The organism is Rhizobium sp. 57MFTsu3.2 (assembly GCF_012932765.1).
In the GTDB taxonomy this organism is placed as follows: Bacteria; Pseudomonadota; Alphaproteobacteria; order Rhizobiales; family Rhizobiaceae; genus Rhizobium; species Rhizobium altiplani.
The window spans coordinates 13,804-40,494 of record NZ_JDWI01000001.1 but is presented as its reverse complement, the minus strand read 5'-3'; the positions used below and the strand labels follow the sequence as shown (position 1 = coordinate 40,494).

22 protein-coding genes, 1 tRNA gene and 2 pseudogenes are annotated in these 26,691 nt (G+C 60.4%); 8 read left to right on the top strand and 17 right to left on the bottom strand.

Annotation, left to right across the window (positions count from 1 at the left end; genetic code table 11):
- Nucleotides 1-19 precede the first annotated feature (19 nt).
- Together AF71_RS00195 and AF71_RS00190 are read right to left on the bottom strand one after the other, a co-directional pair.
- Nucleotides 20-382, bottom strand: coding sequence for a hypothetical protein (locus tag AF71_RS00195; protein WP_169679116.1), 363 nt, complete (start codon nucleotides 380-382; stop codon nucleotides 20-22).
- Nucleotides 383-798: 416 nt separating this feature from the next.
- Nucleotides 799-1,548, bottom strand: coding sequence for a glucose 1-dehydrogenase (locus AF71_RS00190; protein ID WP_169679114.1), 750 nt, complete (start codon nucleotides 1,546-1,548; stop codon nucleotides 799-801).
- Nucleotides 1,549-1,607: 59 nt separating this feature from the next.
- Here AF71_RS00190 and AF71_RS00185 point away from each other — a divergent pair, with 59 nt between their 5' ends.
- The gene (locus tag AF71_RS00185) at nucleotides 1,608-2,540 is read left to right on the top strand and encodes a LysR family transcriptional regulator (protein WP_169679111.1); all 933 of its coding nucleotides are present in this window, start codon (nucleotides 1,608-1,610) and stop codon (nucleotides 2,538-2,540) included.
- A 43-nt stretch (nucleotides 2,541-2,583) separates the two neighbouring features.
- Here the strand turns inward: AF71_RS00185 and AF71_RS00180 are convergent, their stop codons facing one another.
- The 9 genes from AF71_RS00180 to AF71_RS00140 form a co-directional block, all read right to left on the bottom strand.
- Entirely contained in the window at nucleotides 2,584-3,279 is a 696-nt protein-coding gene (locus tag AF71_RS00180; protein ID WP_018857650.1) for a response regulator transcription factor, read from the bottom strand.
- 1 nt (nucleotide 3,280) lies between these two features.
- Nucleotides 3,281-3,658: a response regulator gene (locus AF71_RS00175; RefSeq protein WP_062373386.1), complete on the bottom strand. Its 378-nt coding sequence runs from the start codon at nucleotides 3,656-3,658 to the stop codon at nucleotides 3,281-3,283.
- 2 nt (nucleotides 3,659-3,660) lie between these two features.
- Nucleotides 3,661-4,302, bottom strand: a complete 642-nt coding sequence (locus tag AF71_RS00170) for a response regulator (protein ID WP_018857648.1) — start codon at nucleotides 4,300-4,302, stop codon at nucleotides 3,661-3,663.
- A complete protein-coding gene (locus AF71_RS00165) occupies nucleotides 4,299-8,666 on the bottom strand; it encodes a PAS domain-containing protein (protein WP_169679108.1) in 4,368 nt (1,455 codons plus the stop codon). Before AF71_RS00165 ends, AF71_RS00170 begins: the two co-directional genes overlap by 4 nt.
- A 290-nt stretch (nucleotides 8,667-8,956) precedes the next feature.
- Entirely contained in the window at nucleotides 8,957-9,817 is an 861-nt protein-coding gene (locus AF71_RS00160; protein WP_169679105.1) for an SDR family oxidoreductase, read from the bottom strand.
- 89 nt (nucleotides 9,818-9,906) lie between these two features.
- Nucleotides 9,907-10,887, bottom strand: a complete 981-nt coding sequence (locus AF71_RS00155) for an alpha/beta hydrolase (RefSeq protein WP_113470601.1) — start codon at nucleotides 10,885-10,887, stop codon at nucleotides 9,907-9,909.
- Between the two features lie 298 nt (nucleotides 10,888-11,185).
- Nucleotides 11,186-11,836, bottom strand: coding sequence for a hypothetical protein (locus AF71_RS00150; protein WP_169679102.1), 651 nt, complete (start codon nucleotides 11,834-11,836; stop codon nucleotides 11,186-11,188).
- Nucleotides 11,837-11,927: 91 nt separating this feature from the next.
- Nucleotides 11,928-12,344 carry a cupin domain-containing protein gene (locus AF71_RS00145; RefSeq protein WP_169679099.1) on the bottom strand — a complete coding sequence of 139 codons (417 nt, stop codon included), beginning with the start codon at nucleotides 12,342-12,344 and terminating at the stop codon, nucleotides 11,928-11,930.
- 77 nt (nucleotides 12,345-12,421) lie between these two features.
- A complete protein-coding gene (locus AF71_RS00140) occupies nucleotides 12,422-13,177 on the bottom strand; it encodes an SDR family oxidoreductase (protein WP_113470603.1) in 756 nt (251 codons plus the stop codon).
- A gap of 342 nt (nucleotides 13,178-13,519) precedes the next feature.
- Here AF71_RS00140 and AF71_RS00135 point away from each other — a divergent pair, with 342 nt between their 5' ends.
- Nucleotides 13,520-13,975 carry a carboxymuconolactone decarboxylase family protein gene (locus AF71_RS00135; protein WP_169679096.1) on the top strand — a complete coding sequence of 152 codons (456 nt, stop codon included), beginning with the start codon at nucleotides 13,520-13,522 and terminating at the stop codon, nucleotides 13,973-13,975.
- A 102-nt stretch (nucleotides 13,976-14,077) separates the two neighbouring features.
- Here AF71_RS00135 and AF71_RS32105 read toward each other — a convergent pair.
- The 5 genes and pseudogenes from AF71_RS32105 to AF71_RS00115 form a co-directional block, all read right to left on the bottom strand.
- A pseudogene (locus tag AF71_RS32105) lies at nucleotides 14,078-14,910 on the bottom strand (HAD-IC family P-type ATPase).
- Between the two features lie 783 nt (nucleotides 14,911-15,693).
- The gene (locus AF71_RS31425) at nucleotides 15,694-15,909 is read right to left on the bottom strand and encodes a hypothetical protein (protein WP_018857635.1); all 216 of its coding nucleotides are present in this window, start codon (nucleotides 15,907-15,909) and stop codon (nucleotides 15,694-15,696) included.
- Nucleotides 15,910-16,268: 359 nt separating this feature from the next.
- Nucleotides 16,269-16,417 (bottom strand): annotated as a pseudogene (locus AF71_RS31420) (SOS response-associated peptidase); the annotation flags it as partial.
- Nucleotides 16,418-16,683: 266 nt separating this feature from the next.
- Nucleotides 16,684-16,759, bottom strand: a tRNA-Thr gene (locus tag AF71_RS00120).
- Nucleotides 16,760-16,887: 128 nt separating this feature from the next.
- Nucleotides 16,888-17,847 (bottom strand): nitronate monooxygenase family protein, encoded by a 960-nt coding sequence (locus tag AF71_RS00115; RefSeq protein ID WP_112665862.1) that lies wholly within the window; start codon nucleotides 17,845-17,847, stop codon nucleotides 16,888-16,890.
- Between the two features lie 254 nt (nucleotides 17,848-18,101).
- Here AF71_RS00115 and AF71_RS00110 point away from each other — a divergent pair, with 254 nt between their 5' ends.
- Nucleotides 18,102-19,289: a hypothetical protein gene (locus AF71_RS00110; RefSeq protein WP_169679094.1), complete on the top strand. Its 1,188-nt coding sequence runs from the start codon at nucleotides 18,102-18,104 to the stop codon at nucleotides 19,287-19,289.
- 1 nt (nucleotide 19,290) lies between these two features.
- On the opposite strand, the gene ppk2 is transcribed toward AF71_RS00110, so the two are convergent.
- Nucleotides 19,291-20,172: a polyphosphate kinase 2 gene (gene ppk2, locus AF71_RS00105; RefSeq protein ID WP_169679090.1), complete on the bottom strand. Its 882-nt coding sequence runs from the start codon at nucleotides 20,170-20,172 to the stop codon at nucleotides 19,291-19,293.
- A 237-nt stretch (nucleotides 20,173-20,409) separates the two neighbouring features.
- Here ppk2 and phoR point away from each other — a divergent pair, with 237 nt between their 5' ends.
- The 5 genes from phoR (at nucleotide 20,410) to pstB (ending at nucleotide 26,648) form a co-directional block, all read left to right on the top strand.
- Nucleotides 20,410-21,636 carry a phosphate regulon sensor histidine kinase PhoR gene (gene phoR / locus AF71_RS00100; RefSeq protein WP_025658807.1) on the top strand — a complete coding sequence of 409 codons (1,227 nt, stop codon included), beginning with the start codon at nucleotides 20,410-20,412 and terminating at the stop codon, nucleotides 21,634-21,636.
- A gap of 198 nt (nucleotides 21,637-21,834) precedes the next feature.
- Nucleotides 21,835-22,869, top strand: a complete 1,035-nt coding sequence (locus tag AF71_RS00095; protein WP_025658808.1) for a substrate-binding domain-containing protein — start codon at nucleotides 21,835-21,837, stop codon at nucleotides 22,867-22,869.
- A gap of 148 nt (nucleotides 22,870-23,017) precedes the next feature.
- The gene (gene pstC / locus AF71_RS00090) at nucleotides 23,018-24,499 is read left to right on the top strand and encodes a phosphate ABC transporter permease subunit PstC (protein WP_018857629.1); all 1,482 of its coding nucleotides are present in this window, start codon (nucleotides 23,018-23,020) and stop codon (nucleotides 24,497-24,499) included.
- Nucleotides 24,496-25,818: a phosphate ABC transporter permease PstA gene (gene pstA, locus AF71_RS00085; protein ID WP_018857628.1), complete on the top strand. Its 1,323-nt coding sequence runs from the start codon at nucleotides 24,496-24,498 to the stop codon at nucleotides 25,816-25,818. The genes pstC and pstA overlap by 4 nt, the downstream gene beginning before the upstream one ends.
- Nucleotides 25,819-25,832: 14 nt before the next feature.
- Nucleotides 25,833-26,648: a phosphate ABC transporter ATP-binding protein PstB gene (gene pstB, locus AF71_RS00080; RefSeq protein WP_062373337.1), complete on the top strand. Its 816-nt coding sequence runs from the start codon at nucleotides 25,833-25,835 to the stop codon at nucleotides 26,646-26,648.
- Nucleotides 26,649-26,691: the final 43 nt, after the last annotated feature.

Here is a 26,691-nt window from a genome sequence, read left to right as displayed (position 1 = left end):
GACCTTCAGGGATACTCTGTTAATGCTGGACGGTCGTGGAGCTGTTGCCGACGCCGGACTGAACGGTGAGCGAGTTGTTGCCGAAACCGCTCTGGATGGTGGCGGAGACGTTTCCTAGGCCCGCTTGCACGGTAGTCGAGTGGTTGGCGATGCCGTATTGGGCTGTACCGGATACGTTGTATGCACCGAACTGAACGGTTGCCGAGTGGTTCGCAATACCGGATTGGCCGGTAAAGCTGAAGTTCCGGAAGCCCAATTGGCCAGTACCGGCGACGTTGCCCCAGCCGCTTTGAGCTGTGATGGACTCATTATCCGCAGCGAATACGCCGGAGATCGACGAAAGAGCAAACACGGTTGCAATTACTAGGCCCTTGATTTTCATTGTATCTCTCCTCTTCCTCCCGCCGGAATTGACGGTTGAGAGACACTACCGCATCGCCATTCGCGCGAGGGTTTCAAAGCTTGCCTAACGGAATGGGGAATTTCCCTGCTTCAGCCAAGGAACATGGTGTCGCTTAGTGATGTGGGACGTGGCAAGTGTATTCGCAGCTATGTCAATAGTGATACTTGCCAGAAAAATAGGTTGGAGAACTATAGTTCCGAAGAGGTTCGGCTCGTGCGACAAATCGCGCGACGACATACGCTTTACAATGGTTCGATACAAGCGATTTGTAAAGAACGGCACGGACGCAAGATCCTCCATCTCTTCCATCCGACAGTTGCTGCCTGCTCCGCCAGGCGGTTGATGAAGGCGATGATCTCGGGGTTGTGTGTGGCTTTTGCATTTTTCCAATCCTTTCAAGCCAGGGTCATGCCGCCGTCGACGTGAAGCTCGATCCCATTGACGAAGCTTCCTGCATCGGAGGCGAGAAACAGTGCGGCGCGCGCCAGCTCCTCCGTCCGCCCCAGCCGGCCTGCGGGGATAAGCGAGGCCATGTAGTCTTCGAATGCCGGGCGTTCTGCTTCCGATACGCCGAGCTTGCCGAGGATTTCGGTCTCGACCGGCCCCGGGCTCAGGATGTTGACGCGGATCCGCCGCGACTTGAATTCGATCGCCCAGTTCCTGGCAATGGCGGCGACGGCGGCCTTCGACCCGGCATAGACCGTATGATTTGGGAGGATCTTCGTGGCCGCGAGCGAGCTCGTCACGATGATGCTGCCGCCGTCGCGGATCAGCGGCGAGATTGTCTGCACGCCGAAGAATACGCCGCGCGTATTGATGGCGAAGTGCCCGTCATAGTCTTCGGGCGTGACATCGGCAGACGCGGTAAGGTTGATAACACCGGCATTGGCCACGTAGATGTCGATTCCGCCGAAGCTCCTGTTCACGATATCCGCCAACTTGCGGTGATCTTCGAGGTCGGCAACATCGCCCACGAAACCAACGGCTGAATGGCCGATGTCCTGCACGGCCCGATCGACGACATCCTGCCTCCGGCCAGTGATGATGACCTGCGCTCCCTCTTCCGCGAAGAGCTGTGCGATCGCTTTGCCGATGCCGCTATTGCCGCCGGTGATGATGGCGACCTTGTCTTTAAGGTGTTGCATTGCTTATCTCCTTTTCAACAAGAGATGAGATAGACGTTGCCTCCCGGCGTCATTAGATCATGGGCGGGCACATGATCTGTGCCGCGGAGGTGCAAGTGGCAAACCTGCTGAACGAGACGTCGGGATTGATGGCTTTCGTACGGACCGTGCAGGCTGGCTCGTTCAGCGCCGCCGCGCGTGACCTGGCCACGACGCCGTCCGCGGTGTCGAAGAGCGTGGCGCGGCTGGAAAAGAAGATCGGCGCGCGCCTATTCCTGCGCTCCACCCGTGCCCTCACGCTGACCCAGGACGGTCAGGTTTTCTTCGACCGCGTTGCGCCGCTATTGCGGGATCTGGATTCGAGTGACGAGGCGATCAGGTCCGATGCCTCGCCTTCGGGTCGTTTGCGCATCAGCATGCCCAGCGAACTGGCGCCTCTTCTGCTCCCGCGCCTGCTTTCCAGCTTTGCAGCCGACCATCCGAACCTTCATCTCGATATCGGTCTCACGGATCGGTTTGTCGATCTGATCAGGGAGGACTATGACGTCGTGCTGCGTGCAGGTAGACCCCTGGAGGGTGATCTGATCGTGCGCCATCTCGCCGACCTGCGGATGGCGATCGTCGCATCTCCGGCTCTTCTTGAAGCCTGGGGCAATCCCACCAGCGACGAAGCCCTGGCAGCGATGCCTTTTGCCCGATATGCGCCGGGCGGCGTGATACAGCCTTTGCCCCTGGCGGATGGGAAGAGCTTTACTCCGTCAGGGCGCGTGGATTGCGACTCGGGAGCGGCGCTCATTCAAGCTGCGCTCGGCGGGTTGGGGGCCGCCTATGTTCTGCGATGCCTGGTCGCCAAAGAACTAGAATCCGGTGCGCTTGTCGCCGTCGAGTCGGGGATGGGGTTTCCCAAGCTTCCATTCAACGCGCTGCACGCGTTTGGCCGCACGGTGCCGCTGCGCGTAAAGTTATTCTGTGACTTCATGGCCCGCGAGGCAAAAGCCATCGAAGCGATCTAACCAACGGCGCATCATCGCCAATGCCGGCATCTGTTCAGCCAACTCAAAATTTCGAGCCACCCGCCTCCCGCATCGCAGTCGGCAACGTTTCCCATGCCCTGATCAACTCTCCGATCGAGCCGGCGCCCATCTTGCGCATGACGTTGGCGCGATGCAGCTTCACCGTCACTTCGCTGATGCTGAGGTCGAAGGCGATCTGCTTGTTCAGGCGCCCGCGTGCGACTTCGCGTAGGATTTCGCGCTCCCGGTGCGTCAGTGTCTCCAAGCGCTCGAGATTGCGCTTGACGACAACAGCCTCCGCGCGCCGCGCCACATCGAGCTCAATCCCGGCGATCACCGCATCGAGCAGCGTCTGATCCCGCACCGGTTTGGTGAGAAAGTCCACCGCGCCGGCCTTCATGGCCTGCACCGTCATCGGGATGTCGCCGTGTCCGGTGAGGAAAATGATTGGCTTGAGATTGCCGTTTTGCGCCAGATGGTGCTGCAGATGAAGCCCGCTTGCTCCCGGCATGCGCACATCGAGGATCAGGCAACCTGGGCTGTCCAATATGTCGGCGTCGAGCACTTCTTGGGTTGAGGCGAAATCGACTGACCGGAAACCCGCCGAAAGAATCAACTCAGACAAAGCCTCGCGGACAGCCGCGTCGTCATCGACGATGATGACGATTGGCTGCTCGGCATCATTCTTGTGCTGTGGTAACAGCGGCGCCGATTTCCGCGGCAGTTGTTCAACTCTCATGTCACCCTCCATTTTTCGATTTTTGCAAAGCGTCTGCGATGGCTACGAGCAGGGCAGGGGCGTCGAAAGGCTTGCGGAAAAAACCGCTGATGCCTTGGGCGCGGCCGTGGTCCGCGATTTCATGGCGGCCGGTGATCAGGAAAACCGGCAGTTCCGGACGCGCCTTCTTCACGATGTCGCGAAGTTCGAAACCGTCCGTACCGGGCATGCCGATGTCCGTTATGAGAAGGTCGAGGTCCGAGAGTCCGCGAACGAGCAAGTGCCCGGCCGAGCGGAAGCAGCAAGCCGTATAGCCGGCGGATTCCAGCAGTTCCTCCAGCGATTCGAGCAGCCTCGGATCGTCATCGATGACCGCGATGGTCGGTCTTGTTCTCTCCATGACTAATTTCCTCCCGCGCGGCGCGAGTGGGTGACAGGTATCTCCAACCTCTCCGCAATACGCACGAGATCGGCGAGCGATGCTGTTCCCATTTTCTGCATTACATTCCTTCGATGAATTTGCAGCGTGACTTCGCTGATCCCCAGTTCCGATGCTGCCTGCTTGTTGAGGAGACCACTGACCACGAGCGGCAGCACCTCGCGCTCCCGTGGGGTCAGCTCCAGGTATCGCTGTCTGAGCTGGCTCAGTTCGGCCCGCTCTGACCGCTTTTCCCGATCCTGGGAAATCGCCGTGTGGACCGCTGCCATGAGGTCCGCATCGCTGAAGGGCTTGGTGAGGAAGTCCACCGCGCCATGCTTGATCGCCCGCACCGAAGACGGAATATCGCCGTGCCCGGTGATGAAAACGATCGGCGGATGATCGCCTTCGGCGATCTGCCGCTGCAGTTCGAGGCCGTTGATATCGGGGAGTTCGACGTCGAGGATAAGGCAGGCAGGAACATCCGGTTTCTTACCGCCGACATATTCGCCCGCCGACCCGAAGGCGATGGTGTGTATGCCGTGGGTCTCGAGGAGTTCGCCGAGCGCCTCCCGAATGCTTTCATCATCGTCCACGATGAAAACAACATGGTCGTCCGTCGTCATGAGGTCTCTTTCGCTGCAATTGGTAAGGTGAAAATGAACCGCGCGCCGCACGGTTCATTCTTCTCGGTCCACAAACGCCCGCCATGCGCCTCGACGATCGATCGACTGATGGCCAGTCCCATACCCATCCCGTGCTGCTTCGTCGTGAAGAAGGGCTCGAACACACGATCGGGAGATTCGACGCCGCGTCCACGATCGCTGATTTCCGTCTGAACCTCGCTGCCCGCGCGATGCGCATGCACCTCAAGGACTTTTTCGCCTTCAACGAGATCCATCGCATCCATGCCGTTGCGGAAGAGATTGATGAGGACCTGTTGAATTTGGATGGAATCCAGTGTGACGGCAGGAAGGTCGGCATCGACATGAAACTCCATGCGAATGCGGCGTCGGGCGGCCTCCTCGGCCATCAGGCCACGCGCTTCGGCTATGACGCTCGAGAGCGTCGCGCGGCTCCTCGTCTCCGTGGATTGCTTGAACAGGGCCCGAATGCGGCTCACGACATCGGCGGCGGCGTTCGCGTCACGGATCAGGCGCTCGATCACGGTGTTGGCGCGTGCCACGTTCGGAGGCTCGAACGACAGCCAGCGATGGCAGGCATGCGAGTTGGCGACGATGGCGGCCAGCGGTTGGTTCACCTCATGGGCGATCGATGCCGAGAGCTCCGCAAGGCTTGCCGCCTGCGAAGCGACCGCCAGCCTCTCCTGCGTCCGGCGCAATTCCTCCTGGGTGCGCACGTCGTCATCGATGTCGAAGCTCACGCCGTACCACTGCAATATGCTGCCGTTCGCATCGCGAAGCGGCTCGGCGCGCCCGTTGATCCAGCGATAGACGCCGTCGGCCCGTCGTTGCCGGTATTTCATCGTGAAGGTGCTGCCCGTTGTAAACGAGTGCATGAGAGCTTGCCCGACTGCGGAGGCATCGTCCGGATGGACGGAATTCTGGATCGCCATCTGCAACCGGGTGGCTTCAGGAGAACTGAGATCGGTCAATGTCAGGCCGACATACTCGGCCAATCGCCTGTTCAGGTAAGACGGCTCGCCATCGGCCGCCGCTGCCCAGATCTGTACCGGGAGGGCATCCACGAGCCGTCTCAGCTGCGACTCGCTCTCCCGAAGAGCTTCCTGTGCCCGCATCTCATCTTCGATATCGATCGAAACCTGGTACCATTGCACGATCGCGCCAGACGCATCGCGCAAAGGCTGCGCGCGGGCCTCGATCCAGGGATAGGCGCCGTCCTTGGTACGCCGCCGAAAACGATTCACGAAAGGTGTTCCTGTCGCAAAGCCATCCAACGCCCTCCGCAGTATGACCGGGAGATCGTCAGGGTGAGCCAGATGCCGGGCCAGCCCCTCAAAATCCGTGACGTGATCCGGCACCGCTCCAACATTGTCCAGATATCGCTTGCTGGCGGAGGTGAGCTTGCCCTCGGGATCGTAGCTCAGGATGTTGATGGGCACTGCGTCGATCATCTGCTCCAGTTGCCGCTTGCTGTTGCGCAGCGCCTCTTCACTCTGCAACTGATCATCGATGTCGTGGCAGAGACCGTACCATTGGGCGATGCTACCGTCCTGATCTCGCATCGCTTCGGCGCTTGTCGCCATCCACCGATACGTGCCGTCAGCTCGACGCATCCGCCATTTCATGGAGAGTGGCTCACCACTCGCCAGGGAGCGTTGGAACGCGTCCGCAACCTCAACGGCATCATCGGGATGAATCGCGGTCTCGATAAATGCGTCGAGCCGGCTGATGTCCGGCTTGTCCAGGCCCGCGACATCCAGGCCCAGGTAGTCGACAAGTCTTTTGTTGAAAAAGACGGGCTGGCCGTCTGGTGAGATCCGCCAGAGATAACTCGGGACCATGTCCACGAGGAGCGACAGTTCCTGTTCCCGGCTGCGTAATGCAGCTTCCGCACGCTTGTGTTCGGTCAGATCGAGAATGTACGCAACCCCTTGTCGAGACTGCCCTTCGAAGCAGGCCGCCCCGATCAAGACCGGCACTCGACTGCCATCCTTCCTGAAATACTCCTTCTCCCGGGCTTGCATCTTGCCCGTCGCCGCAAGTTCTTCCGCCTCTTCGCGGGCATGCACGGTCTGCCATTTGGGAGGCGTTATATCGAACCACCGAAGGCCGGCCTGCACATCCTCCCGTTCGTACTGGATCATACGGAGAAACGCGTCATTGGCGTCGATGACTGTTCCGTCCAGATCCCATATGACGATCCCGATAATGTCTGAATCTATCAGTCGCCGGATTCTGGCTTCGCGCTCGGCTATGTCGCTGTAGAGGCGCGTCTGATCGTCTATGTCGTGTGAAAGGCCGTACCACTGGATGATCTGTCCCTTTTCGTCCCGCATCGGCTCGGCCCGGCCTGACATCCATCGATAGACGCCGTCTGCGCGACGCAGGCGGTAGTCCATCGCGAAATGGTTGCCGGTCGCAAGGCTGTCACTGAGTGACTTGGCGAGCCCGGGTGCGTCATCGGGGTGGATAGCGGCGTTGAGGATCGCTGCCATCTGGCTCGTATCCAGCTTGCCGGCGTCGGGCCTATCCACACCGAGGAAATCCATCATGCGCTTGTTGAAGAAACTCGGCTCGCCGCTTGGATTAAGTCTCCAAAGCAGGCTCGGCACCATGTCGACGAGCTGCGAGAGCTCCCGTTCCCGGTCGCGCAATGCCTCTCGCGCGGTCACCAGATCATGTATGTCGACGCTTACCGCGTACCAAGCGAGGATGGCGCCTGACTCGTCGCGCAAAGGCTCTGCGCGACTCTCTGTCCAGCGATAGGAGCCGTCGCGCCGTATGTGGCGATAGTGCACAAAATAGGGCGTGCCGGTCTCGAATGCGTGGGTGCGCACCTGCGCCCTCATGGCCCTGTCGTCCGGATGGATGACGTTTAAAGGGAACGCCGGCGTCCCGCCGTTGGCGGTAAAGTCCTCAAGAGTGGCGCCAGTTACGTCCGTGTACCACTTGTTGAGGTAGGTCGGCGTTCCTTCAGGGGTCGTGGTCCAAATCATGGCGGGCACGGCGTCGATCAGCTGCTGCAGCTGCCGCTCCCTGTGCCGCAACGCGTCTTGGGCGCGCACTTCGTCGTCGATGTCGATGGAGATGGCGAACCATTGCACAATCGCGCCGTTTTCGTCGCGTAGCGGTTCTGCTCGGCCATCGACCCAGCGATAGACGCCATCCGCACGGCGCATGCGATACTTCAAGGAATAGGGCTCTCCGGTGGCGACGGAACGACGGACCGCTTGCAGTAGGACGGGTGCATCATCCTCGTGGACCAGGGTTTCTATGTTCGTCGCCAGCCGGCTCGTGCCCGGCTTGTTCAACTGATCCAGGTCAATCCCGAAAAAATCCACCAGACGCTTGTTGAAGAAGGTCGGTTCGCCTTCCGGCGTCAGCCGCCTGATGTGGACCGGGACCATGTTCACGATTTGCAAGAGCTCCCGCTCCCGGTCGCGCAGGCTCTGTAGCGTCAGCTGATGCTGCCGGGATATGGCAGCAACGATGAGCGCGGAAAATGCCGAGATCGCCAGGAAGAGCTGCAGCATGATCTGGTTGTGGCGCTGGGTCTCGGCATCGCCGGCAAATTGGATGGCGCCGGATATCGTGAATGTCGCCGTGATCAGTGCAAGAAGGGCCAGCGTAACGGCGGCACCCTTGAATTCGAAGCGCACCGAGGCCCAAAGAAGTGGCGGCATGATGATGTAGGCGAAGGGCAGAAAGCCACTCAGCGAAAGGGTGGCGACGCCGAGCAGGATTACCCCCAGAACGCAAGCCTCCGCCCACCGCGCTGCCGAAAACTCGGCCTTGCCACCCCAACTCTGGAACACGACAAGTGCGAGCGGCGCCACGATCAGGACCCCGGTGGCATCCCCGATCCACCACAGAGCCCAGGCGTCCAGGAAGGTTTGCGAAGACATGCCGAACCAGACCAGCGTGGCACTTCCGACCGTCGCGCTCAGCATCGGCGCAATCCCTGCGCCGACGACGACGAATGCGACAACCTCCTGCAAGGTTTCCAATCGAACCGACCGCTTCAAAGTACGGTTCACGAGCCATGCACCGATGGTGGCTTCGAGCGCGTTGCCGGAATAGATAAGGAGGGCTACGGGCAAAGGACTATGGAACCATAGGATATTGCCAAGCAGTTCCGCCAGACCGCCCGCCAGCACCCACCACGGCCAGCTCCACATGGGAGCGAGGATTAGAGTCGCAATGAACAGTCCGCTTGGAGGCCAGATGGAGATGCCCGTTCCGGGCACGATTGCGAGCGCCTGAGCGAATCCGCAGCCCAGGACATAAGCCAGAATAAAGAGGCCGAGATGCAGGAGTTGCGGGCGATACGACCAGACGCGCGTCATTGGGGCTCCTGCAAGGTACAATAGTCCGGGATCGTCAGCCTTTCGTATTGAACTTGTTGTCAATCCCGGTGCTGGCGAAGCTATGCCGCACCCTAATCGCGCCACCGCACCGCCGCAACTTATGGAAATCCATATGTTGGTGGCGATGCTGCCGCAGAGCCGAAGGAGACCAGGTCCAGAAGAATGCGCAAGACGTGAGGGCCGGCAGCAAGATGTGCCAGCCGAGCCCCCCAGGCAAATCCTATGCGGGAAGGAAATGCCGCATCGAAAACCCTGTAACGGTTCCGGTCTCAGTCCAGAAGTGGGAGGGGAGTGGTCGGCTCGTCGAAGTCCGTCGACCGGCTGATCTTGTCCCAATAGAGAGCGGCTGCGGATCGAACCGCATCGCTTTGGGCAATCCGTCCCAGGGCATCGCTTCCGAGGACGAGTTGTTCTGGCAGATCATCCTGGCGCGAAAGATCGAAGATGACGACGGCCACCTTGTCCGGGTCGCCGGGCTCGGTGCCGGCATAGCCTTCAGTCATCCTCATGATCGCGCCGATGGTCGGTTCGTATTCCGGCAACAGCGGCGGGACGTGCCCACGGGCAACCCGCGTCCAGTTCGTGCGGATGCTGCCAGGTTCGATGGCGATGGCCTTGACGCCGAACGGCTTGACCTCCTTGGCAAGCGAAGCGGTGAAACCGCTCACCGCCCATTTGGCGGCAGTATAGGCGGTCGACCCAGGACTGCCGAAGCGCGCCGAGCTGGACGAAATATTGATGATATGCCCTGATTTTTGACGGCGCATCACGGGGAGCGCCGCGCGCGTGAGATTGACCACACCGTAGAAATTGGTGTCGATCTCCGCCTTGAAATCATCTTCCGAAACCTGTTCGAAGGGACTGAGATGCGCATAGCCGGCATTGTTCAGCAGCACGTCGAGGCAACCGAACCGTTCCATCGCGGTGTCGACTACGCGGCGTGCTGCTGGCGCATCCGTCACATCGAGTTCGATGAGTTCCACCTGCTGGCTGTAGCGGCGCGCAAGGTTGAGAAGGCGGTCGACGTTTCGGGCCGTCGCAACGAGGTTTTCGCCGCGCGCGAGGACGAGTTCGGCCGTGCTCAGGCCGATCCCGCTGGCGCTGCCGGTTATGAGCCAGGTCTTCGACATGTTGGATTTCCTTAAAGGGCGATGATGGAAAGGGCTTGAATGGAAATGGCGCGGCCTTGCCGCGCCACCGATGGTCCAAGTTACGAGCGTCAGGCCTTGAGGAAGGCGAGCAGGTCGGCGTTGACCTGGTCCTGATGTGTGGCGGTGATGCCGTGCGGCGCGCCGGGATAGTAGATGTCCTTGGCGCCCTTGATCAGCCGGGCGGACTTGACGGCGGAATCCTTGACCGGAACGATCTGGTCATCCTCCCCGTGCAGGACGAGCGTCGGCACGTCGAACTTCTTCAGGTCTTCGGTGAAGTCGGTTTCCGAGAATGCCTTGACGCATTCATAGGCGTTCAGCAGGCCAGCCTGCATGCTCCAGAGCCAGAACTGGTCGAGTGTGCCCTGGGAGACGTTTGAGCCCGGTCGATTGGCGCCATAAAATTGCGGGGCAAGGTCGCGGTAGAATTGCGAGCGATCCTTGACGAGGCCGGCGCGGATCGCGTCGAACGCTTCGATCGGCAGGCCTTCCGGATTGGCCTCTGATTTCACCATGACCGGCGGCACGGCGGCGATGAGCACAGCCTTGGCGACACGCTTCGTGCCGTGCCGGCCGATATAGCGGGCGACTTCGCCGCCGCCGGTGGAGTGGCCGACCAGCGTCACGTCCTTGAGGTCAAGCGCCTCGATCAGGGCGGCCAGATCGTCGGCGTATCCGTTCATATCGTTTCCGGATGTCGGCTGGCTGGATCGTCCGTGGCCGCGGCGATCGTGCGCCACGACGCGGAAGCCGTGCTGGGCGAGAAAGAGCATCTGGCCGTCCCAGGCGTCGGAGTTCAACGGCCAGCCATGCGAGAAGGTGACGACTGGACCGGTGCCCCAATCCTTGTAGTAGATTTCCGTGCCGTCCTTGGTGGTGATCGTGCTCATGGCTTGCTTTCCGTGGTTGCTGGTGGCGGGGAGAGGCTGCTTCGGCGTCTTTGCGGAGGCGACCGCCGGCAAGCCCACGGCGATCCCGGCGGTGAGGCTGCCGAGCAGGGCGTCGCGACGTGAGACACTGACAGTCGATGGGTTTGAAATATTGCGCATTTTCTATCCTTCGCGGTGATTGACATGCGACGGAGGATGGCGACCGGCGGCCCGGAAAACCATTGGGCGGAAGCATCTGGGGACTGTGCGAAAGTCTAGGTGACCGCATCGAACGATTAGGGCGGCTGCTCGCACCGAGGCGTTCACGACGCAAAACACGCGCTGATGAAGCGCGCGTTTTCTTGCTTGTCTATGTGCGGTGTGGGTTACCGATAGGGGGCCAGCGATGTAGTGGTGAGTGCAGGCCCTTGCAGCACTTCCTGTTCGAAGTGCACGTCCATCGCATCGAACATGGCGATCATTCATCGAAGGGCGCATTTGCCACCAGATCGACCGAGGAGGTCGGCACTTTATAGCCAGGAACCAGGCGCTCCCCGAAATCCCGCGCGAAGTTGTCGTAAGTCGTTTCCGGCTGTGTCGCGGCGATGTGGCAAAAGCACAGGGTCATCTGCCGCTTCATCCCAAGCCGCGGAAATTCGGCGACAATCGCCTTCATCTCAGCCGAGGGAATGGAAGTGTATTGCAGGCCGACCACGTCGAGGCAGATGCCGGCGGTGCAGAGTGCGACCTCGGCTTCCTTGTAGAGGCCGATCGACGGCGTCGAGTTGAGAGCGACGCAATCCCAGATCTGTTGGGCTCGATAGTTGTCGAGCCCGGCTTCCGTCGCAAATCCGCGCGCCAGATCCGCGGCCTCCACCTCGAAGCGCCGCGGCCCCGCAAATCTCTCGTTGAGCGTTATGTCGTGCAGCAGCGTGCCGACGGCCAAGACTTCCGCGTCGTGCTCGATGGCATGAAGCTGCCCGATCCGCTCGGCAAACAGCCAGGAGCGGACAACGTGGTTGAAGAGGTACGGCTCGCATGCCTGGCGCGCATGCTCCAGCGCGCGCTCGACGAGCGGCGTCTGGGGGACCGAAATTCCGGCAAGTGTTCGCATTGCTGTCGCGCTCATGGGCCCAAGCCTTGTTGATCTGAGTCTCTCGAAATATCGGCGGGTGAGGGCTGCGATGTCAGGCATTGGCCGGGCATCGCAGAGGTTTGTCTCACTTGTCGTCGATCGTTATGTTCTTCTCGTCGGTATCGACGACGAAGACCGCAAGCAGGCGCGCCGGCTTGGTCTTGCTTGCATTCTCGCTGACGGCGTGGTGATCGCCCGGAAACTCCGAGAAGCTTTCGCCGGCATGGTAGGTCGTGACCGGGCCGCTATTGACCTGACTGCGGATTGCGCCTTCGAGGACCGTTGCATAGATGAAGGCTGAGTTCGGATGCGTGTGGGCAGGCGAGGTGCCGCCCGGCGCATACTCGACCAGCACGCCCTTCATGCTCTTGCCGGGCACGTTGGGAAGCTTCTGGTCGTAAACGATGGTGACTTTCGCGTCACCGGAGGAAGTGTCATGCGCGACGGCGGCGCCGCCGAGGACGGCCGTCAATGCGGTTGCCGCCATAAAGGTCCGGAACATGCTGGTTCTCCTGTCGTGATTGTGCATGGAAGGGGCAGCCTGGGCCTTGCCGGATGCGCCGCGCCCCTCCGAAGGGGTTACGTTCTCGGCTGGTAGTGGCTGAGCCAGTCCTGGAAGCTGACGCGGCCAAGCCGGGCGTCGCCGATCGGCACGAGCGAGCCCTCGGCGAGCTCGGTGCCGAAATAAGGCGCATGCGGATCAGCGACGACCTGGCGGGAATCGCCGGTCGACTTCAGGAACTGCGCCGCGATCTCGTTGAGGCGAAATTTCTCCGGACCGGCAATCTCGATGATGCCATTCAGGGGTCTACCGAGGGCCACGTCGGCCATGGCGTCGGCGACATCCTCCGACGAGATCGGCTGCACATAGGCGGAGGACAGATGCACCGTCTGGTCGACCGTGCCTGACTGCACGATGCCCGGAATGAATTCCAGGAACTGCGTCGAATGCACGATCGTGTAGGGAATGCCAGAAGCACGGATCAGCGCTTCCTGGGCCATCTTGGCGCGCATGTAGCCGCTGCCCTCGAGCCGCTCCACGCCGACAATGGAAAGGGCGATATGATGTTCGATGCCTGCCACGGCGGCTGCCTTGAGGAGGTTACGTCCCGCGGTCTGGAAGAATTCCATCACCGCCTTGTCCTCGAACGAGGGCGAATTGGCGAGGTCGATCACCACCTTCGCGCCAGCCAGCGCGTCGTCCAGGCCCTTGCCGGTCAGAGTGTCGACACCCGTATTTGGGGATGCTGCGAGGACGTCGTGGCCCTTTTTCCGCAGCCGTTCGACGGTCTTCGAGCCGATCAGTCCGGTGCCGCCAATGACAACGATTTTCATGCCTAGTCTCCTTCTTGGGTCATGTGCCCGGATCTTGATTGAAACCCGCCAGTGTCAGCATTCCGTGTGTGGGATCAGCGAAAGCCACGCCCGGATGCGGCTCCGATGGCGGGACAATGCGTTGGATCCCCGTCTTGAACCATTCTACCGGGGACGCGCTCATCTCCTGCCGAAGTATAGGAAGGGGTGTCCCGAACGGTGGAAGGCCTGATCGATCGGCGGGCGTCTGCTGAATTCCGCGTTAGGCCGGGCGCATCGACCGGCCAGATGGATGGTCCACGATGTCGGGGATACCTCCTGTCCGGGCGCAACGTCCCGATCACTCATGTCACGGAGAGCATGATGACCAAGCGTTTGAACATACTGGCCAGGAAGAACGGAGGCATAGAAGGCCTCGTTGCCGTGGAGGCCTGGATTGCCAAGAGCTTCGATCCCACGCTGATGGAGCTCGTCAAGGTGCGCGGGTCCCAGATAAACGGATGCGCCAATTGCCTGCACATGCATCGTCAGGACGCGTTGAAGCTGGGCGAGACAGAAGAGCGGATGCTCTTGTTAAACGCCTGGCATGAATCGGAGCTCTATACGGATCGCGAACGGGCGGCACTGACATGGGCCGAGGCGCTGACCAATGTCGCTGAAGGCCATGCGCCGGATTCGGACTATGAGGTCGCGCAAAACGCCTTCTCGAGGGATGAACTCGTGGCGCTCTCGATCGGCATCGCAATGATCAATGCCTGGAACCGCCTGGCAATCGGCTTTCGGCTGCAGCATCCAGCGGATCGCAAGCGCGCCGCCTGACCCAAGCGTTCGCCGGGCAAATCCGTTCGCCCGGCGACTGCGCGTCCGCGCCGCCATGCAACCCAACTTCTTGTGCGCGTTACCGACGGGTCGCTGCGTCTTTCAACGCGGGCGTAGAGCGAATGACGAGTTTTCGATCTCCACGACGAGGAAGAAGGCGAGCCCGCCCAAGATGAGCCAGAGCCAGACTGAAGGGGGCAAGACCTCGGTGTCGAACACGGCGTGGAGCGGCGGTGCATAAGTGAAGAGGATCTGCAGCACCACGACCGCGGCTATGCCGTACCAAAGATAGGGATTGGCCAGATGGGCACGCACAGACAAAGACGAATCGAGCAGGTAACGGCTGTTGAAAGGTAGTAGAGCTGCCCGAGCGTGATCGCGTTGACGGCAGCCGTGCGCGCCATCTGGTCCGAAGCGCCTTGCCCCTTCATCCAGAAGAAGACCACCAGCGTATAAAGGACAAGCGCCGCGCCCACGAAGAGAATGCGCCAGATACCGAAACCGGTGACGATCGGCCGGTCGATCGAGCGGGGAGGGCGCGTCATCACGTCCGCCTCATGGGGCTCGAACGAAATGACAAGACCGAGCGCGACCGACGTGACCATGTTCACCCACAGCACCTGTGGCGCCGTGATCGGCAGCGTGAAGGCGAACAGGATTGCGATCGCGATCACCGCGCCCTTGGCGATATTGGTGGGCAGCAGGAAGAGCATCGCCTTCTCGATGTTGTTGTAGACCGTGCGGCCCTCCTTTACGGCCGCCGAGATCGAGGCGAAATTGTCGTCGGCGAGGATCATCTCCGCGGCCTCTTTCGTCACCTCCGTGCCCTTGATGCCCATCGCCACTCCAATATCGGCCTTCTTCAGCGCCGGCGCATCGTTGACGCCGTCTCCGGTCATGGCGACAATCTGACGATTGGCTTGGATTGCCTTCACGAGCCTGAGCTTGTGCTCGGGGCTGGCGCGGGCGAAGACATCCAAACACCCACGCTCCCAGCATCCAGAAGGCTATCCAGATCAAGGCTAAAGCGCCGACGACGAGGAGGAAGGCGAATATCATGCTGGGGATCTCGAAGCGGTTCCCGGCTCTTCCTCACTGCGTATTGCCCGAACAGCATTTCCCCGCCATTCGCTCCACACACGGAGCACTTCAACCGAGGTTGGATCTCATCAATATACGCCTGCCTCAATCGATCCGGCAGGCCTGTTTCTGTCGAATGGTCGCTGTGTCCCGCAGCCATGGCACTTTACCTGAATATCGACGTGGTACGGGGCGTAGTGGAGAGATCCGGGGTTCTATCCCCCTGGAAACGAGTCACGGCATCATGGTCGATTTCGATGACAGCTCGGACAAGAGCATTGAGGGCGCGCGGTCGAAGCAAATTCGCCTTGAGCCCCAACCGCACACCCCATTGCTCTGGAGGGGCTGGGGTCCTGGCTCCAAAAGCAACGTGCCGGAAGCTAAGAGTTCAGGGTTAATTTAGTATTTAGGAATGACTAATATTAAAGAAAAGGGCCCCACTGCTGGTTCGACACTCAGCGAAGACCCTGGGGCCGTGCTGGTGGGCTGCCATAAACCTCAGGGCCACCGCCGAGAAACCCGCCGGTGTACGCTCCCACGGGTAACACGATTATCATACGCCCGCCGCGGGACGGTTGCCAGTTGATCTTCGGTCAGCCGACGTCGTCCGCGAACTTAATGCTTTGCAGGGTAGCGGGTCATTCCGAGTGTTTGCCGCGATATGTGGTCGGCGGAGGAAGCGCCTCGTGAGCTTGAGCAAGCGTTTCGAGCCACGAGGCCAAGCCAGCTGGAACTTCAGCGTTCCCGGCCTCCAGCGCTTCCACCCATGAAAGGTCGCATTGCAGGGCCGATGCCAGATTGATCGGCGTCCACCGGATATGAAGAAGGCATTCCGTGAAACGGGCAGGGGTCATTGCTCACATCCTCGTAAAGCACCGACAAACATGGCCTATGATGTACTGCCAGTTCGGCAGGTCAACCATATCTTCAGCCTCCTCGATCTGGCAGTGCGTCAACCTCCGCCGTCACTGCCGTAGGAGTCGTCCTTCACGCACCTCAGAAACTTGTTTCAATTATTTCCGGGATCGCTAATGTTCCCGCATGGCAAACCGAACGGTGCGGCTTAAACAGGGCGCAGCGGGGACCGAGCATCCTGTACAGGACGAAATCTCGAATGCCAGAGGGAGAGAAGCTTAGCTCTTCGGAGGCAACGCCTGAGCTTCTCTCCCGATCCTGCGGCTTCGGCCCAGCTATGCCGCCCATTTGAGGCCAGCTAGACCATTGTTGGTTCTGGATCTGGATCAATCTCGTCAAGGCGTCGGGCGTGTCGTTCCTCGGCAAGCCGACCTTTCTGCCGACGGGCCACATCTTCATGACTCCGGCCGGAAAGGGCTTCATAAGGTCGACGGGATCGGGTTCCGGCGGTGCGGGGATCGGCGGGCAAGCCGATTTGCTCGGCCTCAACCTCCGTGAGCTGTGCCCAAGTCTTTGCGTCTTCGAGGCGGCTGTATGTCTTGGAGAGTGGGGCGCAGCCCTGAACGCGGACCTGCACCTGATACTTTCCATTGCGCCTACGGATGGTCGCCATTGCAAAACCTCATGCTGTGACCGTGGTGTGACAGCGATGAATTGCAACGGGCTTGGTGGAGCGCGACCCGTGATAACTATTTGATTTATCGAGGAAAGAATGGTGCCGCTTACGTGACTCGAACACGTGACCCCATCATTACGAATGATGTGCTCTACCGACTGAGCTAAAGCGGCAATCCCTGCGGCCGAACCATGCGGCCCGCGATTTGCATGGGCTGATACAGGCATTGTTTGAAGATTTCAAGCGCCCTGTCGGCTCTTCGGCAAAAAAGAACGGTGCTGTGGAAATCCGCCGCCGATCCCTACAGTGACAGCCGCGTCCGGGCAGCCGCATATTCGGCTTCCAGCCGGTCGACGAGCTTGCCGACTGGTTCGATCGCCTTGATGACGCCGATGCCTTGTCCGCTGCCCCAAATGTCCTTCCATGCCTTGGCACCGCCGACGGCCTGTTCGAAATCCATTTTCGAGGGATCGGCGACCGGGAGATTGTCGGGGTCGAGGCCGACGGCCTTCACCGACGGTTTGAGATAATTTCCATGCACGCCGGTGAAGTAGTTGGAATAGACGATGTCGTTCGCCATGCCGTCGACAATCGCCTGCTTGTAGGCGTCTGAGGCGCGGGCCTCTTCGGTCGCGATGAAGGGCGTGCCGATATAGGCCATGTCGGCGCCCATCGCTTGCGCCGCGAGGATGGCACCGCCATTGGCTATCGCGCCGGCAAGCAGCAGCGGCCCGTCGAACCATTCGCGGATTTCCTGGACAAGCGCGAACGGCGAAAGCGTGCCGGCATGGCCGCCGGCACCGGCTGCGACGGCAATCAGCCCGTCCGCGCCCTTGCGGATGGCTGAGTTCGCATGGCGATTGTTGATGACGTCGTGAAGCACGATGCCGCCGTAGGAGTGCACCGCGGCGTTCACTTCCGGCACGGCGCCGAGTGACGAGATGACAACCGGCACCTTATATTTGACGCAGAGCCTCAGATCGTGCTCCAGCCGCTTGTTCGACATATGGACGATCTGGTTGACGGCAAACGGAGCCGCTGGCCGTTCGGGGTTCGCGGCGTTGTGCGCGGCGAGATCCTCGGTGATAATGGCGAGCCATTCGTCGAGCTGGCTTTCCGGCCGCGCATTCAGGGCCGGGAAGGCGCCAACGATTCCAGCCTTGCACTGCGCCAGCGTCAGTGCCGGGTGCGAAATGATGAAGAGCGGGGAGGCGACGACCGGCAATCTGAGATTCTGGGTCAGGATCGGAGGCAGGGCCATGGGACACCGTAGGAATTGACGTTTACGAAAACGTCAATGTGATAGCAGAGACTTTGACAGAGGAAAAGTGCGCTCTATCGATTCCTCAAATATCGGCTATTGTTGCAAGGACATAGGACGGTCAGGGTCTCCTGCGTTATCCCCTGCCGATGCGAACCCGGACACCGGGTGAGGCTTGCGATTTGCGGCGGCAGCGGCTACCGCATTTACGAATTGTTAAGTACAAAGCCCAGTCTCAGAGTAAAGGACCGGACGTGAGCGGATTAGAAACGGCTATCAAAACGGCGCTCAGCAATGCCGATCGCGACAATCCCGAAGTCCGTGCAAAGATTTATCAGTCCGCGCGTCAGGCTCTTGAAGCCGGTCTCCGCAAGCAGGACATCACCGAGACGGAAGCGGTCGCCTATCATCGCCACAGGCTCGAAACGACGATCCATATGATCGAAGCGGAGGAGCGCGAACGCCTTCATCCGCGCCAGGGGCCGCCGGAAGTTGCTGTTCCCCCCGTGGTGGAAGTACCAAGGCCGGCTGATCATGTGGCAGAGGAAGAAGTCGCGAACGTTTCGATTGGCGGCGAAACCCGTGAGCATTCGGTTACCGACCCACGCTTCGACGATGAATCCAGCCTCGCCGGCGTCCATGCCGGGAGCGGCAATCATCTTGGCGCCGAGCCGGTCGCTGAATCGCCAGCGGCGGAGCGAAAGCCCACGCAGATGGATTTCCGGCCGGAGCGCGCCGCGGTTCGACGCAAGCCGCGCAAGTTTTTCTCCCGACTGCTTGTCGCCTGCGTGCTCCTGGCCTTCATCGGCATGGGTGCGTGGTGGGTATACACCTCGGGCGTGCTTAAGACCGCTGCGGAACGAGATACAAGCGTTGCCAATCCGCCGGCGAGCACTCAGCCGGAAGACTTCGACGGCGCGGACAACAGTGGCGACAGCGGTGCCGCAGGCGGCAATGCGGCGCCGGTTGCGATCGACCCGCAGAACTCCTTCTCCGCCGACTGGATTGAGGTTTTCAAGCCGTCCAATGCGGACAAGATCAAGACCGGTGCACGGGCGGAAATTCAGAATGTTGCGGAAAACGAGGGCACCGCGGTCCGCCTGATCTCGCAGAGCAACGACAGCGACGGCAATATCAGCATCAGCGTTCCCGCCGATGTCCTTCAGCAGTTGGCCGGCAAGTCCTCGACGATTGCAATCACGCTGCAATCGACGTCCGACGAACCAACTCAGGTTACGGTGGAATGCGATTTCCAGTCGCTCGGCGACTGCGCCCGTCACCGTTTCTCGGTCACCCGGCAGAAGTCGGATGTGCTTCTCCAGGTCCGCTTCGATCGCTCGCTGGCGCCGAACGCCGCCGGACGTCTGATCATCAACAGCGATGTCGACGGCAAGGCGCGCGGCATCAACCTCTACGCTATCCGAATCCTGCCGGGGCAATAGGCTATTTCAGGAAATGCGGACCCGAGCCGATGATCTTGTCATCGAGTTTGCCGATGGCATCCTTGTCCTTGCCGTCATAATCCATCGTCTTCAGCATGTGCCGGATCAGGTTTAGCCGGGCGCGACGCTTGTCATTGGCACGAATGACCGTCCAGGGCGCGAATTCCGTATGTGTCTCTTTCAGCATCCGGTCGCGTTTCTCGCTGTAGTCGCCCCATTTCGTCAGCGCTGCGATGTCCATCGACGACAGTTTCCAGACCTTGAGCGGGTCGTGGCGCCGATCGTGGAAGCGCTTCAGTTGCATCTCGCGGCCGATATCGAGATAGAACTTGAAGAAGAAGATACCCTCGTGCGCGATGACCTTCTCAAGCTGAGGCGCCTGGTTCAGGAAATCTTCGTATTGCTTGTGCGTGCAGAAGCCCATGACGGGCTCGACGCCGGCACGATTGTACCAGGACCGGTCGAAGAGCACGAACTCGCCCGCGGTCGGGAATTGCGCGACATAGCGCTGGAAATACCATTGCCCGGCCTCACGATCGGTGGGCTTGGCCAATGCGACCGCCCGGGCAAGGCGGGGATTCATGTGCGCCGATGAGGCGGAAATCGCGCCGCCCTTGCCCGCCGCATCCCGTCCCTCGAAAAGCGCCATGACCCGCTTGCCGGTGGCCTGCAGCCAGAACTGCACCTTGACCAACTCGATCTGCAGCTTTTTGAGTTCTTCAAGGTATTGTTCTTCCTTGAGGTGTTTGTCGTATGGATAGCCGCCGGATTCCAAAGCCGCCTTGTCAACCCAGTCCGGCAGCACGGCATTGTCGACATCAAAGACGCGCTTCTCTCCGCGGATGTCCAGTTCGACGGCTCTGCTTTCGACATCATCGGCCATGGCTTCTTCTCCGGTGAACTTCGTCGCATACAGGCGACCATATTTCCTGTTGAAAATCAAATGTCTTGCGGATCGTGGAAATTTCTGTGTGTTCGCACCAAAGCCTTTCCGCGTGTCGTGTGCAGGCGAAAACTTCTGTCATGAATCACGGCTATCAGGCAGAGTTTGAAGATAAGAGTACGAGCCGAAAACCGCGAGGGGCAGTTGGAAGACAAAGCGCCATGGACACGAAGCCTGATTGCACGCATTCGGCAGGAGCGTCCCGTCCTGCTCGTGGCTCTGCTGATTGCCCTGATTGCTCTGGCTGCAGGCGCAAACAAGTGGGTCGTGCTCGGTCTTCTGTTGCTAATGATCATCACGGCGTTGTGGCACACGGTTCCGGCGGCCCTCCCGAAAGTCCAGCTGGAACCAGTTCCCGAGACTATCGAAGCGCCCGGCAACCGCTTGGCCGAGGTTGCCGCGGCGCTTGCCGCGCTCGACATCCCCGTCATGGTGCTTTCCGGTGATGCCTCGGTGCTTTACCAGAACCGCGCGGCCGAAAAGGCTTTCGGCGAGGCCGCCATTGGTGCGCATATTTCCGCTCGCCTGCGCTCGCCTGGCATCCTCGACATGGTCAGCGAAACGATTGCAACCAACGCGCCGAACCAGATCGAGCACTCCGAACGCCTGCCATCCGAGCGCGTTTACATCGTCCGCAGCGCCCCCGTGGAGTTTGACGAACAGCAGCCGGCTGATGAGCGTTTCTTCGTGCTCTCCTTCCGGGACATTTCCGAGGTTCGCCGCATCGACCGCATGCGCTCCGATTTCGTCGCCAATGCCAGCCACGAGTTGCGCACGCCACTCGCGTCCCTGCGCGGCTTCATAGAGACTATCCAGGGCCCGGCGAAGAATGACGGCAAGGCGCAGGAGCGCTTTCTCGGCATCATGCTGGATCAGGCCACTCGTATGAGCCGTCTTGTCGACGACCTCCTGTCCTTGTCGCGGCTGGAACTCAAGTCACACATCGCCCCGGATCAGAAGGTCGATCTCGTTCCACTTCTCGGCCATGTGAGGGACTCGCTGGCACCACTCGCAAACGATGTCGGCGTTGAGATCGTGCTGCATCTTCCGCTGGGCAAGGCAGAGGTGCTTGGCGACCGCGACGAACTGGTCCAGGTTTTTGAAAACCTGATGGAAAATGCCTGCAAGTATGGGCAGGAGGGCAAGACCGTCGATGTGTTCCTGAAGAATGCACCGGGCGAGCCGGTGGAGGTCACGGTTGTCGACAAGGGACCGGGAATTCCGGCCGAGCATGTGCCGCGACTGACCGAGCGTTTCTACCGTGTGAGCATCGAGGACAGCCGCTCGAAGAAAGGCACGGGGTTGGGCCTTGCCATCGTCAAGCATATCCTGACGCGGCACCGCGCGCGCTTGATCGTCAAGTCGGAAGTCGGCAAGGGAACGAGCTTCACCGTGCGGTTTTGACATAAAACTGCGATCAATCGTGCGGGATCGCATTCTTTGTATAATGATTTCATATATTTAATCTGTCACAAATGTTTCGTGAAAATGACATAAAAGCTCTGGGCATCAGGGGCTAAAGAGAGCGGGCCGCTGATGAAGACGGCACTGCAAAGGCCGCTCAAGGCCGCACTCAGACCGCTATATGCCCGGGAGATTGTTATGAACGCTTTTAAACTCACGGTCGCAGCACTTGCCGCTTCCGCCGCTTTCGCTGGCGCGGCCGTTGCTCGCGACCAGGTTCAGGTTGCTGGCTCGTCCACCGTCCTGCCTTACGCCAAGATCGTAGCCGAAACCTTCGGCGAAACCTTCAAGGACTTCAAGACGCCGGTCGTTGAATCCGGCGGCACGGGCGCTGGCCTCAAGGAATTCTGCAAGGGCGTCGGCCCGGACACCATCGACGTTGCCAACGCTTCGCGTCCGATCAACGCCAAGGAACTGGACGCCTGCAAGGCAGCCGGCGTCACCGACATCCAGGAAGTGAAGATCGGCTATGACGGCATCGTCTTCGCGACCGACTCGTCCAACCCTGATGTCGCCTACGTCCCGGCCGACATCTATAAGGCTCTGGCTGCCCAGGTCGTTGTTGACGGCAAGCTCGTCGCCAACCCTTACAAGAAGTGGTCGGAAGTCAACCCGGCACTCCCGGCTGTTGACATTGCTGCCTACATCCCGGGCGAAAAGCACGGCACGCGCGAAGTCTTCGAACAGAACGTTCTTGCTGCTGGCTGCAAGGCTTCCGGCGCTCTCGACGTCATCAAGGCTTCGATCTCTGACGCCGCCGCTCAGACCAAGGCTTGCGTCGCAGTCCGCAAGGACGGCGCTGCTGTCGACATCGACGGTGACTATCCGGAAACGCTGGCACGCATCGCTGCCAACAAGACCGGCGTTGGCGTCTTCGGCCTTTCCTTCTATGAAAACAACGCCGACAAGCTGAAGGTTGCGACCGTCAACGGTATCGTTCCGTCGACCGAAACCATCTCCGACGGCACGTACCCGGTTTCCCGTCCGCTGTTCTTCTACGTCAAGAAGGCACACCTCGGCGTCATCCCGGGCCTGAAGGAATACGTCAACTTCTTCGTATCCGAACAGATGATCGGACCGGACAGCCCGCTCGTCGAGTACGGCCTCGTTGCCGCTCCGGACGGTGAGCGCGACGCGATCCGCAAGGGCGTTGAAGACGGCAAGACTATGTAATGACCTTGCCGGCGCGATCACCAGATCGCGCCGGCTTTGCCTTGTTCCGCCAAGTCGGGACGGGGTCTGAACTTCTGCAAGTTTGAGAACCGGATCGGTCCGCCTGCCGTTTCCGCTTTTGGGGTCAAAGGGCCTGGGACCTAAACGAATGGGTACATCCATCATACTCTTGTGTCTCGTGGTGCTTGGCGCCGTTGCTTTCATCGCAGCGCGCAGCCGTGCTACGGCACTTGCCGGGGGCAAGTCCTCCGCGCTGCATTCGCGACCGGGCTACTACGGCGCCTATGCCGCCATCTGGGCGGTGCTGCCGGCACTTATCGTGCTGTGCGCCTGGCTGGCGATCAGCCCTTCGATCATTGAGTCTTCCGTCCGTGGCACTTTCCCGGATGACGTCAAGGCGCAGCCGGCCGCGCAGCAGAACCTGAATTACGGGATGGTCAGCGCGATTGCGCGCGGCTTGCCGCTCCTCACCCCAGAGGAGATCAGCGGTGCTGCCAGCGATCCGGCTGGCCTCCAGGCAAAGCTTGCTGCAAAGGGCGTTCCGCTGGCCGGCCAGCCGCAGCCATACATGATCGACGCAGCGCAAAAGCTGAACGAAGAATCGGCTTCCAGCCGCCTCGTCATGACGGCGGTCGTCCTCATCCTTGCCGTTGCCGGCGCATTCTATGCGCTTCGTGAAGTCGCTCCGCGATTCCGTGCACGCAACCGCGTCGAACGTGTCATGCTTTGGGGCCTGCTCCTGGCGTCCTCGATCGCCATCCTGACGACGATCGGTATCGTTCTGTCAATGCTGACGGAAGCCGCGCATTTCTTCGCGGTCGTTCCTGCTGCAGACTTCTTCTTCGGTACGGTCTGGGATCCGCGCTTTGCCGGTGCCGGCGGCTCGTCCTTCGGGCAATTCGGCCTGATACCGCTGCTGCTAGGCACGCTCTACATCGGCTTCGTTGCGATGCTGGTGGCGGTGCCTGTCGGCCTGTTCGCGGCGATCTACATGGCGGAATACGCGGCCCCCGCGGTGCGATCGATCGCAAAGCCGCTGCTCGAAGTGCTCGCTGGTATTCCGACGATTGTTTACGGCTTTTTCGCCCTCGTCACGGTCGGCCCCTTCCTCCGCGACCTGTCTTCGCAGGTAAACGGCCTCCTTACCGGCAATTATGCGAACTTTATTCAGGCGCAGAGCGTTCTGACAGCGGGTATCGTCATGGGCATCATGCTGATCCCATACGTTTCGTCGCTCTCCGACGATATCATCACCGCTGTGCCGCGTGCGCTCCGCGATGGTTCGCTCGGTCTCGGTGCGACGCGTTCGGAGACAATCAAGAAGGTGGTGCTTCCCGCGGCGCTGCCCGGCATCGTCGGCGCGCTTCTGATGACTGCATCGCGCGCCATCGGCGAAACCATGATCGTGGTGCTGGCGGCGGGTGTCGCAGCGCGCATCCAGATCAACCCGTTCGAGCCAATGACGACAGTCACTGTCAAGATAGTCAATCAGCTCACTGGTGATCTGGAGTTCACCTCGCCGCAGACGCTGGTTGCCTTCGCGCTTGGTATCACGCTGTTCTTCATCACGCTTTGCCTCAACATCTACGCGCTCTATATCGTGCGCAAATACCGGGAGCAGTACGAATGACGGATATTGTTTCTCCGGGTCAGGGCGTTGTCGTTTCGAAGGCGCCTGAACGTCGCGACATCGGCCTCAAGCGCCGCTATGCCGCCGAGCGCCGGTTCCGCATCTATGGCATCGCTGCGATCTCTTTTGGCTTGATCTTCCTGGCGGTTTTGCTGACGAGCGTCGTCAGCAAGGGCTACACGGCCTTCCTGCAGACGGCGATCACGCTGCCGATCGAGTTCAGCGAGAAAACCATCGACCCGAACAACAAGCGCGCAACGGATCCGTCCGTGCTGATCGCGGCCAACTATTCGGTTCTCATCCGCGACGCGATGGTCAAGACGCTGAACCTCAATGCATCGAGCCGTCCCGAGGTGCGTGACGCGACCGCTATGATCTCCAAGGGCGCGCCGATCCAGCTGCGCGACATGGTCGTTGCCGATCCGTCGCTCATCGGCAGGACAGTCAACATCACCCTGCTTGCAGACGCCAACGTTGACTCCGCCAACAAGGGTCAGATTGACCTCAAGGTCGACGAGAAGAACCGCAAGGTGAACGACAGGCAGGTTGGCTGGATGAACCAGCTGGCGGAAACCGGTGCGCTGCACAAGAAATTCAACACCGGGCTCTTCGTCAACGGCAACTCCAGCCGTCCCGAGGCCGCCGGTCTTGGTGTCGCCCTGGTTGGCTCGCTTTATCTGATGTTGATCGTGCTCGTCCTTTCCCTGCCGATCGGCGTTGCCGCTTCGATTTACCTCGAGGAATTTGCACCGAAGAACAAGCTGACGGACCTGATCGAGGTCAACATCAACAACCTCGCGGCGGTTCCCTCCATCGTCTACGGTCTGCTCGGTCTTGCTGTTTTCATCAACTTCGCCGGCCTGCCGCGTTCAGCGTCGCTGGTTGGTGGCCTGGTACTGACCCTGATGACCTTGCCCACGATCATCATCGCGACCCGCGCAGCGCTTCGCGCCGTCCCGCCATCGATCCGCTCGGCCGCGCTCGGCCTCGGCGCCTCCAAGATGCAGATGGTCTTCCACCACGTCCTGCCGCTTGCGATGCCCGGTATCCTGACCGGCACGATTATCGGTCTGGCGCACGCGCTCGGGGAGACGGCGCCGCTGCTTTTGATCGGCATGGTCGCTTTCGTCGCGAATGCTCCGGCGACGCCCATGGAGCCTTCGACGGCCCTGCCGGTGCAGGTCTACATGTGGGCCAATGAAGCCGAACGCGCCTTCGTCGAGCGGACCTCCGGCGCCATTATCGTCCTGCTCCTATTCCTGATCCTCATGAACCTCGGAGCCATCCTCTTGCGTCGTCGCTTTGAGCGCCGCTGGTAAACGGAGTAAACATTATGAACATGTTGACGGAAGCAGCAGTTGAGAAAGCGGTTGATCAGAAGATGAACACCATTCCCTACAAGATGATCGGCCAGGACGTCTCCGTTTACTACGGCGAGAAGCGCGCGCTGTTCGACGTGAAGCTGAACATCCGTGAAAACACGGTGACCGCCCTGATTGGCCCATCCGGTTGCGGCAAGTCCACCTTCCTGCGCAGCCTGAACCGCATGAACGACACGATCGACGGTTGCCGCGTCACTGGCAAGATCACGCTCGATGGCGAAGATATCTACGATCCGGATATCGACGTTGTGGAGCTTCGCGCGCGTGTAGGCATGGTGTTCCAGAAGCCCAACCCGTTCCCGAAGACGATCTACGAAAACGTCGCCTACGGTCCGCGTATCCATGGGCTCGCCAAGTCGAAGGCCGACATGGACCAGATCGTCGAACACAGCCTGCAGCGCGCCGGCCTCTGGAATGAGGTGAAGGATCGCGTTCACGAAGCCGGCACCGGTCTTTCCGGTGGTCAGCAGCAGCGCCTCTGCATCGCCCGCGCCGTCGCCGTCAGCCCCGAAGTCATCCTGATGGACGAGCCATGCTCGGCACTCGATCCGATTGCAACGGCCAAGGTCGAGGAGCTCATCCACGAGCTCCGCGAGAACTACACGATTGTCATCGTGACGCACTCGATGCAGCAGGCCGCCCGTGTTTCGCAGCGCACAGCCATGTTCCACCTTGGCAACCTCGTCGAGGAGAATGACACCGACAAGATGTTCACCAACCCGGACGATCCGCGCACCCAGGACTACATCATGGGCCGCTTCGGTTGATCGGCCGTCTCGGTAGCACTTACGATATTCAAGGATGAGCCCT